The sequence below is a fragment of the Microcoleus sp. B3-D7 genome (assembly GCF_036705305.1).
Classification (GTDB): Bacteria; Cyanobacteriota; Cyanobacteriia; order Cyanobacteriales; family Microcoleaceae; genus Microcoleus.
The window spans coordinates 13,871-27,466 of the sequence record NZ_JAUBUE010000065.1 but is presented as its reverse complement, the minus strand read 5'-3'; the positions used below and the strand labels follow the sequence as shown (position 1 = coordinate 27,466).

General features: G+C 46.3%; 12 protein-coding genes. 5 read left to right on the top strand and 7 right to left on the bottom strand.

The window, feature by feature from the left end; all coding sequences use genetic code 11:
• Positions 1 to 159: 159 nt before the first annotated feature.
• Both QUB25_RS27220 and QUB25_RS27215 read right to left on the bottom strand, forming a co-directional pair.
• Entirely contained in the window at positions 160 to 612 is a 453-nt protein-coding gene (locus tag QUB25_RS27220) for a DUF732 domain-containing protein (RefSeq protein WP_333188197.1), read from the bottom strand.
• Positions 613 to 769: 157 nt separating this feature from the next.
• Positions 770 to 2,110, bottom strand: a complete 1,341-nt coding sequence (locus tag QUB25_RS27215; protein ID WP_333188193.1) for an alkaline phosphatase PhoX — start codon at positions 2,108 to 2,110, stop codon at positions 770 to 772.
• Positions 2,111 to 3,161: 1,051 nt separating this feature from the next.
• On the opposite strand from QUB25_RS27215, the gene QUB25_RS27210 reads away from it, so the two are divergent.
• From QUB25_RS27210 to QUB25_RS27200, 3 genes are all read left to right on the top strand, one after another.
• Positions 3,162 to 4,526, top strand: a complete 1,365-nt coding sequence (locus QUB25_RS27210) for a P-loop NTPase fold protein (RefSeq protein ID WP_333188191.1) — start codon at positions 3,162 to 3,164, stop codon at positions 4,524 to 4,526.
• A gap of 175 nt (positions 4,527 to 4,701) precedes the next feature.
• Positions 4,702 to 5,715 (top strand): shikimate dehydrogenase, encoded by a 1,014-nt coding sequence (locus QUB25_RS27205; RefSeq protein ID WP_333188189.1) that lies wholly within the window; start codon positions 4,702 to 4,704, stop codon positions 5,713 to 5,715.
• Positions 5,716 to 5,822: 107 nt separating this feature from the next.
• Positions 5,823 to 6,254, top strand: coding sequence for a hypothetical protein (locus QUB25_RS27200; protein ID WP_190657424.1), 432 nt, complete (start codon positions 5,823 to 5,825; stop codon positions 6,252 to 6,254).
• Positions 6,255 to 6,513: 259 nt separating this feature from the next.
• Here QUB25_RS27200 and QUB25_RS27195 read toward each other — a convergent pair whose 3' ends face one another.
• The 3 genes from QUB25_RS27195 to QUB25_RS27185 all read right to left on the bottom strand — a co-directional run bounded on the left by QUB25_RS27195 (position 6,514) and on the right by QUB25_RS27185 (position 7,930).
• On the bottom strand, positions 6,514 to 6,801 hold the full coding sequence (locus tag QUB25_RS27195; RefSeq protein ID WP_333042371.1) for a YggT family protein: 288 nt from the start codon (positions 6,799 to 6,801) through the stop codon (positions 6,514 to 6,516).
• 231 nt (positions 6,802 to 7,032) lie between these two features.
• Positions 7,033 to 7,356 carry a hypothetical protein gene (locus QUB25_RS27190; protein WP_333042370.1) on the bottom strand — a complete coding sequence of 108 codons (324 nt, stop codon included), beginning with the start codon at positions 7,354 to 7,356 and terminating at the stop codon, positions 7,033 to 7,035.
• 199 nt (positions 7,357 to 7,555) lie between these two features.
• A complete protein-coding gene (locus QUB25_RS27185; protein WP_333188185.1) occupies positions 7,556 to 7,930 on the bottom strand; it encodes a YkgJ family cysteine cluster protein in 375 nt (124 codons plus the stop codon).
• A 350-nt stretch (positions 7,931 to 8,280) separates the two neighbouring features.
• Here QUB25_RS27185 and psb30 point away from each other — a divergent pair, with 350 nt between their 5' ends.
• The gene (gene psb30, locus QUB25_RS27180) at positions 8,281 to 8,421 is read left to right on the top strand and encodes a photosystem II reaction center protein Ycf12/Psb30 (protein ID WP_242717077.1); all 141 of its coding nucleotides are present in this window, start codon (positions 8,281 to 8,283) and stop codon (positions 8,419 to 8,421) included.
• Between the two features lie 121 nt (positions 8,422 to 8,542).
• Here psb30 and recJ read toward each other — a convergent pair whose 3' ends face one another.
• A complete protein-coding gene (recJ, locus tag QUB25_RS27175) occupies positions 8,543 to 10,639 on the bottom strand; it encodes a single-stranded-DNA-specific exonuclease RecJ (RefSeq protein ID WP_333188182.1) in 2,097 nt (698 codons plus the stop codon).
• A 364-nt stretch (positions 10,640 to 11,003) separates the two neighbouring features.
• On the opposite strand from recJ, the gene QUB25_RS27170 reads away from it, so the two are divergent.
• Entirely contained in the window at positions 11,004 to 11,909 is a 906-nt protein-coding gene (locus QUB25_RS27170; protein ID WP_333188180.1) for a bestrophin family ion channel, read from the top strand.
• A gap of 72 nt (positions 11,910 to 11,981) precedes the next feature.
• Here the strand turns inward: QUB25_RS27170 and lnt are convergent, their stop codons facing one another.
• Positions 11,982 to 13,583, bottom strand: coding sequence for an apolipoprotein N-acyltransferase (lnt, locus tag QUB25_RS27165; protein ID WP_333188200.1), 1,602 nt, complete (start codon positions 13,581 to 13,583; stop codon positions 11,982 to 11,984).
• Positions 13,584 to 13,596 lie beyond the last annotated feature (13 nt).

Here is a 13,596-nt window from a genome sequence, read left to right as displayed (position 1 = left end):
TTTTCTTTCTTATGTTTGGGTACTAATTTACAACACAGACACCTACTAACTGTAGCACTACTTTAGGAAATTGGTATCACAGAGGCAATCCCAGCCACCGCTCCTACTTCTGAAGCGCCAGTAATGGCAGAGTCGATCGCCCCACTCAGACTTTCTTGCTCAGTCGTCAAACTCAGGGCAGTAATATTTAGGAGCCAGAGCGTTAAGTGCATCAACTTCAGCATTACCTTGAGGTTGCAGCAAGTCGATCGACATTCCCGCACTGAGCGCATTACATATCCCGCGCGCACGTTCGATAGCGGCTTGGGGATTTCGTTGAACGCGAGACACGGCATCGGATGAGGATGAATTGAGCCGTTTGCTCAACGATCGTTGATAACTATTAAGAAAAGCCTGGTCATTTGGCTGTAAAGCGATCGGGCGGCCGCTGCCACTACTTCCACAAAGCTTACCTAAGTCGATCGTTTGACCATCACTTTTCTGTATATAGCAAACATAATCAACGGGTGTTTGAGCGACTGAACGACTAGATTGACATAGGTCAACGCCAAAGGCGATCGACACCATTACCAAAGAATAAAACACTCGTTTCGACTGTCTGACGTATTGCACGACTCTTCAAACTCCCACAAACCGTTAAACTTTCATAGGCTTATAGAGAACCCACACCGGATGTTGCCACAATCCGGCGTGATTCACCATATTCTGCATAGTGCGAACATTAAGCGTTTTACACGCAAATAAATGCCCGCATTACAAGACAATAATGTTATGCTCCTCGTTGAGACTTCCAAGGGCCCCAAATGGCAAACGTGATGCCTGGGGTTTGGATATTAACGAACATAGTATTACCATCCGGCGAGAAGCAGGCTCCGCAAAACTCCAGATCGTTGATAGCATTTTTTGCCAGATGATACAGTTCCCCCTTGGGAGTTACGCCCACCACGAACTGCTCATCATCGCCATCTTCGCAAATGATCAGATCACCATGAGGTGCCACAACAATGTTGTCAGGGCCATCGAGTTCGTCAGCCGATTCAGCCTCAACAAAAAGTTCGATCGCATCTTGATCGGGAAGATACCGCCAAACCTGACCAAATCCGTTCGGTCTGCCATTGGCGTCAACAGAGCCACCGTCTGAACAACAGAAGTAAACTTCACGATTGCCGTACCAGATGCCTTCCCCACGAGTAAACTGGGCAGCACCTTTACCGAAACCTTCGACCCGTACCGTATCCGTAGCAGGGTCAGGATTGTCAATTGTCACCCATTCCACCGGCATCGGTTTGCCCTTGGGAAAGCCGGCAAAAGTTTTTGCTTGAGGCATATTCTTAATCTTCAGCGCTTGCAGAGTACCTCCGGCGCTTAAATTGTTTCGTTGAGATGGGATAAAGCGATATAAAAGGCCATCTCCTCGGTCTTCAGTCTCGTAGACAATTCCGGTTTTGGGGTCGATGGCTACCGCTTCATGGTTAAACCGTCCCATCGCAACTAAAGGTACGGGATTCACAGGAGTTGTTGCTTGAGCCGGCACTTCAAAGTTGTAGCCGTGAGATTTCGATACATTTCTCGCATCGTTTGGTCTAGGTCTATTAGTCGCCGGCGTCGAGACATCCTCCTCGCAAGTAATCCAAGAACCCCAAGGGGTCGGGCCGCCGGCACAATTTCGATAGGTGCCGGTAAGCGAAGCGTAGTGCTTGATGAGCTGACGATTGGGTCCAACCTGTAGTGTGGTTGTCCCTCCTTTGCAAAGAGGATCGTAAGGATTTGAACCCACAACTTGTGTTGTAGAATTCGGACTCAGTTCGTGATTGCGAACCAGAATCACCGTGTTTTGGGGACCTGGGAAAGCCGCCATGCCATCGTGACCACCGGGCACAGGGGAACCGTCGCTCATCATTTCGCCCGTTCGTGAAAAAGCCCGATACTGAAAGCCACGGGGTAAATCTAACAACTTATTCGGATCGGGTACGAGGGGCCCATATCCTCCTCCAAATACTGATTCACCATTCGCCTTTTTGGTATACAGCGCTTGTAGAGGAGACATCATCAAAGTGCCAGCAGCACTCGCTCCTGCTAAGGTAAAAAACTTTCTTCGTGATAGTTGCATGAGCTTTTCTGGTGAATTAAACAAAGCATACTAAACCTGCATCAAGAGCAAGATAAGGTTGGTTTAACTTCTGATTAAGGTGGTCTCATAGCTGTTTAAAGTCAATCCAGCGGCTCGTAATTGGGCGACCACCTGATTCCAAATAAGACTGTAGGTGCTTTTACTACTGAATAGGAAGGCGCTGTGGTACTGACTGAAATAGTGTCGTTTTTGCGGGAGCCAAAATTAATTGAGCCCGGGGATAATTTTACTAAAATTCCTAATTTTTAAGTGGGCGTTCTGGCGAGCTACAGGCTCGTCACAGGCGACAACCCCGCTTCGGCAGCAGGTGTCGGTCACAAAATGGTAGAATTGATAAAAAATAAGTAGAAAAAAAAATCACGCCTAGAAACCCGGTTTCTTAAACAACACCTTCACATCTATAGCAATCCTAAATCATTTGTGAATTTCTTACTCCCTCCCCTTACTAAGGGGAGGGTTGGGGTGGGGTAAAAAAGTTACGACTTCTGCAAGGATTGCTATAAGTCACAAGGCTCTAAGAAATTAGGTTGGTTGAGGCACTTGTACCCAACGCCATCAATTTGAGATTTTAGATTTTAAATGTTTGCTCCCATCTAAAATCTCAAATCGCCAATCTAAAATCTGTTGTTGGTTTCGCTTCACAAGATCCCAACCTACTGGGAAAATGGCGAAGGTATTATAAAAAAAACATTGTTTCTAGATACCTAATTACTACCTGTTTTTTTCGGTTAACCGTACTCCAATATCCACTTTGAGCCGAGAACATTACTGCCACATTTTCGTCGGTGATGTAAATGAAGTCGCGCTCGCTGTACAACGATAAATTACTTAGTTGTGAGAGGTATTAGTGAATTCCATTCATTCCAAATACGCAAAAATTAAGTATAATCTTTGAGTGCTGGTTTAGGGATGTACCAAAATATTGATCGCCCCGTCAAACAGCAGAATAAACGGGCAACTTGTTCGGATTAGTAAAATAGCTAAATGAATAAGCTATTAGGGCATAATGTTGTGAAAGATGGAACAGGGTATGGAACTAAATTTACAGAAATTTTATAGCGCCTGCAATCCCAGCTACACCCTGGCAGTAGCAAATCAACAAGACCGACAATACTATATCGATTTCTCTTCAGTGCGAGGCGGCACAATCGTAGAACAATTGGAGCGCACCATCAGCCGTCTGTCCCCCGATGCACCTACCTGTCAATTATTCACCGGTCACATCGGCTCTGGTAAATCAACAGAATTGCTGCGGCTGCAAGCTCAATTGCAGCAACAAGGATTTCATGTTGTTTACTTTGAGTCGAGTAAAGATTTAGACATGGCAGATGTAGATATCACTGACATTTTGTTGAGCGTTGCTCGTCAGGTGAGCGAAAGCATCGAGAAAATGAAAATCAAGCTGCAACCGACGGGTTTTAAAGCTTTGCTCAAAGGGGTTGCTGATGTTTTTCAAACTCAAATAGACTTGAGCGCTGAAGCTAATGTCCCTGGTTTTGGCGAAATAAATGCCAGCACGGAGGGAGAATTTTCTCTGGCGTTGGGAATTGGCAAAATTACTGCTAAGGCGAAAGATGCTCCGAATCTGCGATCGGAGTTGAGGCAATATTTGGAGCCGCGAACTAACGTAATTTTAGATGCGCTTAATAAGGAGTTGCTGGAGCCGGCTAATCAAGAACTCAAACGCCAAGGGAAACAAGGACTTGTAGTAATTATCGACAATCTCGATCGCATACACCTGTGCGCGAAACCGACGGGGCGGCTGCAGCCGGAATACCTGTTTGTCGATCGCGGTGAACAGTTGGCAAGACTAAATTGCCACGTCGTGTATACAATTCCTTTGGTGCTAATTTTCTCTAACGATTTGGGCCAGTTGACCAATCGATTTGGGGTAGATCCGAAGGTTTTGCCGATGGTGCCGGTGCAGTTGAGCGACGGTTCTGAGTGCTCTGAGGGTGTGGAATTGCTGCGACAGATGGTTCTGGCGCGGGCTTGTCCAACGGTGCATCCTTCGCAGCGCTATGCTTTGGTAGGCAAAGTTTTCGACTCTGCGGAAACTCTCGATCGCCTGTGTCGAGTCAGTGGCGGTCATGTCCGCAATTTGCTGCAACTACTGTATGGCTGTCTGCAGAAACAAGACCCTCCTCTGTCGCGGGAAACTTTGGAAAATGTGATCATCCAGCGCCGCCACCAGCTTACTTTGGCGATCGAACCGGAGGAGTGGCAATTGCTGCGCCAAGTATCCGCTACCAAAACTGTGAACGGGGAAACTAAATACCAAATCTTGCTGCGGAGTCTCTGGGTGTTTGAATACCGTTACGGCGAGGATTATTGGTTTGATGTCAATCCGATTTTGGCTGACGCCAAAGAGTTTCGGCAAACAGTTGAGAGTTGAGAGTTGACAGTTAACAGTTGACGGTTTACAGTCACTCGGCGAGGAAAATCGCTTTTGAACCAACGAAATTCACTGCTAGCCGACGAAAGAATAAGGGCCCAACTGTAGCAGGATCTGGTATGAAATAACAAAACTAAACCGTTAACAGTCAACTCTCAACACTCAACTAACAAAAATGATTAAAGGCACTACTAAACTGCTGGGAGTAATTGGCCATCCTGTCGAACATTCTCTGTCGCCGGCAATGCACAATGCTGCTATTTCCCACTTGGGAGTCGATTTTGTTTACTTGCCGTTTCCGGTAAAACCAGGGGATTTAAAAGCTGCTCTTGCAGGATTTGCTGCGATCGGCGTTCGCGGATTTAGCATCACGATTCCGCACAAACAAGCAATTTTACCGCTGCTGTCGGAAGTTTCCCCGATCGCCCGAGCGATCGGCGCAGTCAATACCGTATACCTTACTGACAAAGGTTGGTGCGGCACAAATACTGACGTTGAAGGCTTTCTCGCGCCGCTGCAAAGCCCCCCAACCCCCCCTTACCAAGGGGGGGCTAAAGACCCGACCTCTGGCTTAGAAAGGGGCAATACGGTTGTTGAATCTGATTCGGCTCCTTACGAAACACGGGCTGTTGAATCCTGTCTCCCCCCTTACCAAGTGGGGGCTAGGGGGGGTTCCGATTGGAGTCAGAAAGTAGCGGTAATTTTGGGAAATGGCGGGGCGGCGAGAGCTGTTGTGGCTGGATGCGCTCAATTGGGATGTGTAGAGATTCACGTTGTCGGCCGCAGCGAACAAAATTTAGCGGAATTTCAGCAGAGTTGGGTCAATTCTCCGATGCCCGTGCAGAATTTGCAGGTTCATACTTGGGAGAATTTGTCAATGTTAATCTCGCAGGCAGATTTGCTGGTGAACACGACGCCTGTGGGGATGTATCCGCAGGGGGAAAAGTCGCCGGTTGCGGATGGTGAGATCGATCGAATTTCAGCAGGTGCGATCGTCTATGATTTAATTTACACCCCTAATCCTACCCAGTTTCTCAAAGATGCACAGCTTAGGGGAGCGCGAGCTATTGACGGACTCGAAATGCTAGTTCAACAAGGAGCAGCCGCCTTAAAAATTTGGCTCAACAAAGAATCCGTCCCAGTCGATGTGATGCGCCAAGCCTTGCGACAGCATTTAGGTCTAGATTAATGCCATTTCTTAAAAAAGTAGCTGTAGTTTTCCGAATTCCTAGAAGTAGGAATTTGAGGCTGAATTCGCGCTAAGCTGAGAATTAAAATATACTTGCCCCGCAATTTATGAAATTTCGAGCTATCAGCCTTTTTTTTGCTACTTGCCTAATCGGAATTTTTAGTTTGGTATTTACTCCACCTGCTTGGGCTCTGACGCAGATTAAACTTTCCGACCTTTCTTATCGCGAATGTCCGGCAGAGATGGGAGAAGGAACAGTCACCAGTGGCAGTTCTATGGAAGCTACCTGCTTTTTGATTACTGGGAAAGCTGAAAATAGCACGGGCAAACCAGTTGTCAATGCCGATATTTTCGGCCGCATTTATGATGCTGACGACAATCCGGTGATGCAAAACCGGACTCGCTTGGGTTCTATAGAAGAAGTTCCTCCCGGAGTTAGCGATTTTCAGCTCAGAATTTCGGTGGCCGCCAATCAACGAACACCTTTGAAGCTCAAGCAATTTAAAGCTACAGGTTTTACTGGCGTGGTTCGCCGCTAACGAAACTCTTTGAGATTTTAGATTGCTGATTTGAGATTTTGGGTTGGCTGTCCGTGAAACCGCGAGGCAGTTTTGGATTGTAGATTTTAGATTTGAGATTGTTGAGTGGCTGGCAATTTCTCATTTCTCATGTACGATGAACTCCCCAGCTTTTCAACCGGGGAGTTCATCTAAAAATCTCAAATCTAAAATTTAGTTGCCTGCAGCTACGTCTGCCAAACAATTTACGCTCGATGCTTAAAAACTTAAGCTTTTCAAACTACAAGGATGTTTGCAAGCTTGTCAAAAGATTGATCAAGAATTCCGAGCCGAACTGAAGTACAAAAAAAGCAATCAGTGGCGAAAAGTCAATCCCTCCCAAGGGGGGGATAATCGATCGGAATAGATTCAGGTAAGGATCTGTTAACTGACTCAAAATCGAAAACGGGGGGTCGTACCAATTGATATTCGGGAACCAGCTTAATAGCACCCGAAAAATCATTAGGGCTACATAGATTTGCAGAAAGGTGGACAGCGTGGTTGCCAAAAGGCCTATGGAATAACTCATATATTCTCGTTGAAGTTTGAGTAAAGTTTACAGACACTTTAACTTAAAGTTTAGCATAGGTGGGGGAGAGGGGTAGCATGAGGCTGTTTACGGGCGGGCTAGAAGAGTAACGGCCCACAATAAAATTCACTCTTGGCTTCACAGGCCTGAAAAGCCTGTGAAGCGAGAATGGTGCAAGATGTCAGTAGCGCGCATTGATCTGCCCGACTCATCTAAAATCTTAAAAAGGAGTTAGGAGTCTTGAGGGATCGAACCCTCGCTGCCCGGCGCCGGCGCGTTGCCGTTTACGTCGCCGAGTTGCAGCCGCACGTCATCTATTGCCTGATTAAGCTGGGCAATTTTATCTTCTAAACTCAGCCTTGCTACTTCCATGCTGTCGGCTTCGAGTTGGCTGGCTTTCCTCTGGCGGATTTTTCTGGTTTTTGCGTCTGAAGGTTCATTCAGCAAAGCTTCAGCAGCGCGCCGCGACAGCACCGCACCCAAAACTGCACCCACCAAGCCGCCAACGGCAGCTCCGGCAATAAATCCCCCTGTAAAACCCTCTCGATTACTCATAGCTCAACTCAACTGCGCGATATTTCCTTGATTTGTTTATTTTGACACTCTACCGGTGAGAAACTGGGAGATTGTTAGTGGTGAGGTAGGCGTTGCCCCATTTGATGAGGATGGTTGTGGGGTGTCCCGCCTGCTGTGAAAATACCCGCCTTCGGGATCAGGGGCCCATCCCCCAAAAAAAATCAAAATTATCCCGCAATTATGAAACACCGTCAGGTAAGGCGAGAATTCCGACTTCAGAGTTAAAGCGGATCATTTCCAAAGATCGATCGCCATAAAGATCTTCAATGTGCTCCAAGCAGCACTCGATCGCGAAATCGTTTAATTGGGCCGGCTCAACGCCGTACATCTCCTCAAACACCTCTGAGTCTACCCGACAAAAGCGCGGTCGATCGGCGTAAATTCCGCATTCTCGCGTCGCTCTGTCAAAATTGATACACCAACCGTCCTCTCCGACTAAGCTCAAATAGAGCGCTAATTCGTCTTCAGATAAATACTCGTCTAAGTCTGGGCGCTCTGTTGGGTCGAGGTAACAACAAGCACCGCACTGCTTTACGCAACGCCAAGTAGCCATAGTTTGATTTTAGATTTTAGATTTTAGATTTTAGATTTTAGATTCGGAGCATTATGTGGAAAATGCCAAACTTTAGGAGATTGGGGCTCTTAAAGTATATCAATTGCCAGCGCCGGAGACGGAGATTCCGAAGGGGCGGTTCGATTTTAGATTTTAGATTTTAGATTGGGGGCACTTTCCGGGAAGGGGCATCAAGTCTCTGGTTTCCTGTGACTGGGAGGTCGATCGCAGTTTACATTTTGTTGAATTTTGTAAAGTTCCTTAAAAAATATGGTCGATCGCCCGGTAAAATCAGAAGCGGATTTTCTAATTCAACAATCTAGACTTAATCACTACAGTCAGGAGGACACATGGACTTTATAACCGATCTTTTCAGTGGTATGGCTGGTGTAGACTACCAACTCATTGTTCAGGTAGCTTTACTCGCAGCCGTCGTGCTTTCGGGCCCGATCGTGATTTTTCTGTTGGCAGCTAGAGGCGGCGACCTGTAATTATAGCACGCTCCGGGGCGATCGAGAGTTGGGAGTTTTGAGTTTTAAATTATTCAAAATTCACAACGCTCGATCGCCAATTTTCCATAATGCACGAAATTTTTTATCAAATACCGAGTTATCAAATACCCAGGGCGTGTTTAGCAGTTTGAATCAAATTCTCAAAAAAAGGTAGAGATACATCGACTTCTCTAGCATCTTTGCGGGAGTTACCTAACAAACCGATGTTTTGTCCGGGTGAAACAGCCAGAACTTGCCCTTGAGAGTTGCGAATTCTCAATTCCTCGATCGAGCCTGCAGGAGACAGACTGCAAGAATAAGTGCGATCGCAATAATCAAACTCAACTTTTCCGAACCTCGGCGGTCTGGAAGTAGCAGCATTGGCAGGCAGCCGAACGCCCAACAATTCTAACTCCACTGATGTCTTGCCATTAAAACTATTTTCCCGCAATCGGTAAGCAATATCAACCCGCCGAGGCAAAGGAAAATATTCCCCCCAACGCCAAGCAATCGCCTTCACACTACCCGATACTTTTCCATCTTGAGTTGCAGTTAGTTTAACATGACCTCCTTTACCAACAATTTTCTGTTCAGTTATGCAAACATTAGGCGTCCAAAAGACAGGAGCCTTATTTTCAATTCCGCAAGGTTCCAGAGCATCAATTTGTCGGTAAAGGTCGAGATTAATCTCAGCCAAATCTGCTCGCACGTCAACTGAAACCAGCGGTTTTAGGTGTTCCGGCTGCAAGCATTGATTGGCAAAAATTGACAGTTGATTGCGGAATTGTTCGAGATTCTGGGCCGGCATAGAAAAACCGCCAGCCGCTTTGTGTCCGCCAAATTTAGTTAATAAATCCGCGCAAAAATTCAGCCCGTCAAATACATTAAACTCAGGAATTCCCCTCGCCGAACCCCGGACAATTTTATGGGCGACCGTCCCTACAGCCTCGTTTTCGCCAGCCTCATCCTCAAAAGTACCAATAAACACAGGTACGCCGTAGCGTTCCACCAACCGAGAAGCTACAATCCCGATCACCCCGTGGTGCCAACCCGGTTGCACGACAACTAAAACTCGTTCTTGCTGCAAGTCGATCGCCTTTTCCTCGCACCAAGCAATTGCTTCCTGCTCAATTTCCTGGCACAACTCCTGCCTGCGCTGATTGATTTGTTCGCACTGCATCGCATTTTTCAGAGCCAATTCGCGATCGTCCGTAGTCAGCAACTCTATCACAATTTGAGGATCGGCCAGCCGCCCTACAGCATTAATCCGGGGTCCCAGCCTAAAACCAATATCTTCAGGCTTTAAGGAATTCTTAGTTTTATTTTGCGCGTTGAGAATTGAGGGACTTTCCGCACTTCCCGGCTGCACTCCCGCCACCTGAATCAAAGCCTGAATACCCGCAAATTGCGAGTGAGGCAACAGCCGTAAACCACGCTTTACCCAGCGCCGATTAACTCCTGTCAAAGGTGCTAAATCCGCAATAGTTCCCAACGTAAATAACTCCAGCAGCGGATTCACCAACCCGCCCACTTTCTGCATATCCTGAGCCAAAGTAATCGCCAAAACATAAGCAACGCCTACACCAGCCAAACCGCGATAAGGTGAAGATTCTGCAATTAATTTTGGGTTGAGAATAGCATCTGCCGGCGGCAGTTTTGGCGGCAAATCGTGGTGGTCTGTAATAATAACTTTGACACCGAGTTCTCGCGCTCTAGCAACGGGGCCGTAGGCTGCAATTCCGTTGTCAACAGTGAGAATGAGAGCGACACCTTCCGAGTGAAATTCTTCTACAATGCGATCGTTAATCCCATAACCTTCTCGCATCCGGCTGGGAATAGCATAATCCACATTCGCCCCCAGCAGCCTCAGAGCGCGTAACAACAAAGCCGTACTCGTCATCCCGTCAGCATCGTAGTCGCCGCAAATCGCAATTTTTTGCCCTCCCGAAATCGCTTCCCGCAACAGTTTGACACTCGCAGCCAAATCTGGAAACTCATCCATTGGCGCGGGCAAAACCAGAGATTCCGGTTCGATAAACCCTTGCACTTGTTTCAGAGAATCGATGCCCCGGTTAATCAGCACCTGTGCCAGCAAAGGCGACAAACCGATTTCGGCGGCAAACTGTTCGGCTTGCTGTGTTTGAGGCGAATAAATTTGCCACCGTTGGTTTGGCAAGCGGTGAAAATGCGGAGGCACAGATGTCGGTATCTCTTGCACGGAAGCTGAGGTTTAAATATACATAGTTAATCTTACCGAATTAAGTCACTGCGTCAATCAATTGTAGATTTTAGATTTTAAATTGAGCCTAAAGATGAGTTTTTTGGGTAAAATCCAAAGGTTGTTTGTAGGAAAGCTTTTTTTGGAAGCTCTCACCCCACCCAAATAGGGATATAAGCCCTGCTAGCAGTCGTGAAGACCAAAAAATTTTAGACCCTAGTTCAAACGCCCCAGATTTATCTGTGGAGTCAATCTAAAATCTCGAATCTCAAATCGACTGGCGGGAGCAGAAGAACTAAGTTTACCAGGCATTTGCGCCGCCCGTGCTAGGGCGAGGTTAATTTAATTTAATGAGGAGACTTGCATGAGTGGCGATCGACCACGTTGGTTTAAAATTGCATTACAGGTTCGGGGGTCTGTCATTCCCTCAATTTTGCCCCGCGTTTTGCTGTGCGGCGGCTTTGGAGTTTTTATTTCCCTGCTGCACTTTTTAAAGTTGCCGGTGTCCATGCCAATTTTGTCGAGTATTGTACCGAGTATTGTCCTGGGTTTACTGTTAGTTTTTCGGACAAATACAGCCTACGAAAGATTTTGGGAAGGTCGAAAAATGTGGGGAACTTTAGTCAACAACGTCCGCAATTTGGCGCGCCAAATCTGGGTAGCAATTGAGGAAAAAGACCCGCAGGATATAGACTTAAAAAAGTCAGCCCTGCGCCTGTTACCTGCCTTTGCAGTGGCGATGAAACTGCACTTGCGGCAACAATCAGTCAATCCAGAGTTGGAGCCGTTAATGTCCCCAGCGCAGTACCACAAGCTCAAATCAATGAACAATCCGCCCCTAGAGATTGCCTTTTGGATTGAGGATTATATGCACGAGCAGTACGAGCGCAATTGCGTGGATGTTTATCAGTTAACAGGTATGAATCAATTGCTCAACTCTATGATTGATGTATTAGGCGGCTGCGAGCGGATTTTGAAGACGCCTATCCCTTTGGCTTACGCGATTCACCTGAAACAATTATTGTTGCTTTACTGTTTAGCACTGCCCTTTCAAATGGTAAACGATTTGACTTGGGGAACCGGCCCTATTGTGGCTTTAATTAGTTTTACTTTGTTCGGCATCGAAGAAATCGGCATTGAAATAGAAAATCCCTTCGGACACGATGCTAATGATTTGCCTTTGGACAATATTTGTGCTGCCATGCAGCGCAATATCGACGATTTAATTTCTTTATCTCCTAGCGTTCACGAACAGGTGAAAGATAAGTAAAGTCATTCCATTTTAGATTTTAGATTTTAGATTTTAGATGGTAGATAAAATCTAAAATCTAAAAGCTTGGGGTTAATTTTTAACAATAAACCGCATTAACCCAGCCAATACTAACAATACAGGTGTCAGCCAATCTCCCCACCGCACGTACAAAGTTTGAGTTTGTCGGCGATAAATAGTAGCATCTCGGACTTCATAGGTATTAATTCTCGACTTCCAAACCGTCTCGCCGCGAGGATTTACAAAAGCAGAGTAACCCGTATTAGTTGCGATAGCTGCCCATCTATCAGTTTCAATTGCTCGCATTACATCGAGAGCATGATGTTGATCCAACATGGGCGGTTTGTAATGGGCATTGTTGGAAGCGGTGATCATAAATTCGCCTCCATTCGCCGCCTGATATCGGAAAATTTCCGCAAACGCCGAATCGTAACAAATTCCGACAATGGCGCGGCCAAATGGCGTATCAAACAATTGTTTAGAATTGCCGGGTACTAAATGAGCATCTAAGGGAGAAAGCCGATTAATAATCCCGCCTAAGATTTCATAAAAAGGGATATATTCGCCTAAAGGCACTAGCTTTAGTTTATCGTAGCGGCCGACAATTTCTCCAGTGCGATCGATCGCCAATAAGCTGTTAGTGATACTATTCTCTTGCTGTCCGAATCCTCCCACCCAAGCCACAACGCCGCGATCGAGAATAGCTTGATAAAAAGAAAGAGTAGAACGCTGATACTCATTTGTCCAGATAAAAGGCAAAGCCGTCTCTGGAATTAACACAGCATCGACTTTCGTATCTGCTAACTGTTTGTATCCAGTTGTGTAACCTTCCAAAGCGCGCCCCCAGCCCCCTGAATCAAACTTAATCTCGTTAGGAATATTGCCTTGAATAATGCCAATCTTTAAAGCGCTTGCAGCTTCTTGATTTAAAGGGCGGTTGTATAAGCTCCATCCTGCAATATGCAAAACTAAACACAAACTAGGCGGCAAAATATAAGCAATCCAATTCTTCCTTCTTGCTTCTTCCTTCTTCTTTCTTCCTTCAATAAAAGCTTCGGCAATTAAGCCATTTACTGCTACAAGAGCGGCTGTTACTGCGCTAGGTCCGGAGAGTTGACCGAGGTGCAATATTGCTAAATTGTGCGGGCTTTGCGTATATGATAGGGATGTCCACCACAGCGAACCTGTACTCCAAATACTTTCTAAGGCACACCACAAAGCTGTGCCAATTAAAACGCGAGTTAATGCTGAAAATTGAGCTTTACCCCCCGCAGCCCCCCCTTGTAAAGGGGGGGAGTTAAGAATAAGAATAGGATTTTTGTCTGGTAAATTTAGGGAGTTGAGAATTACAAATAGCCACGCCCAAACGGCGACTAAGGCTGCTCCCCAGAGGGTGATGAATGCCCAGCAAAAAAGTGCGATCGCCAAACTCGGCCACCAAGGAACTCCCAACCAAGTCATCGGGTGAATTCCCATAATCCAAGATAAAGCTAATCCGTGATAGCCAATTCCCCAGAGTGAAGGAAAAAGGAAGAAGGAAGCAGGAAGAAGGAAAAATTTTGGTTGTTTTACTTCTTGAAGAGGCCTTTCATAACTAACAACCAAAATCCACACAGGAGCTAATGCTACCCAAGCCAATAGCCAAGCATTTACTGGTGCGGTTGTCAATGCCATCAAAATGCCGCTC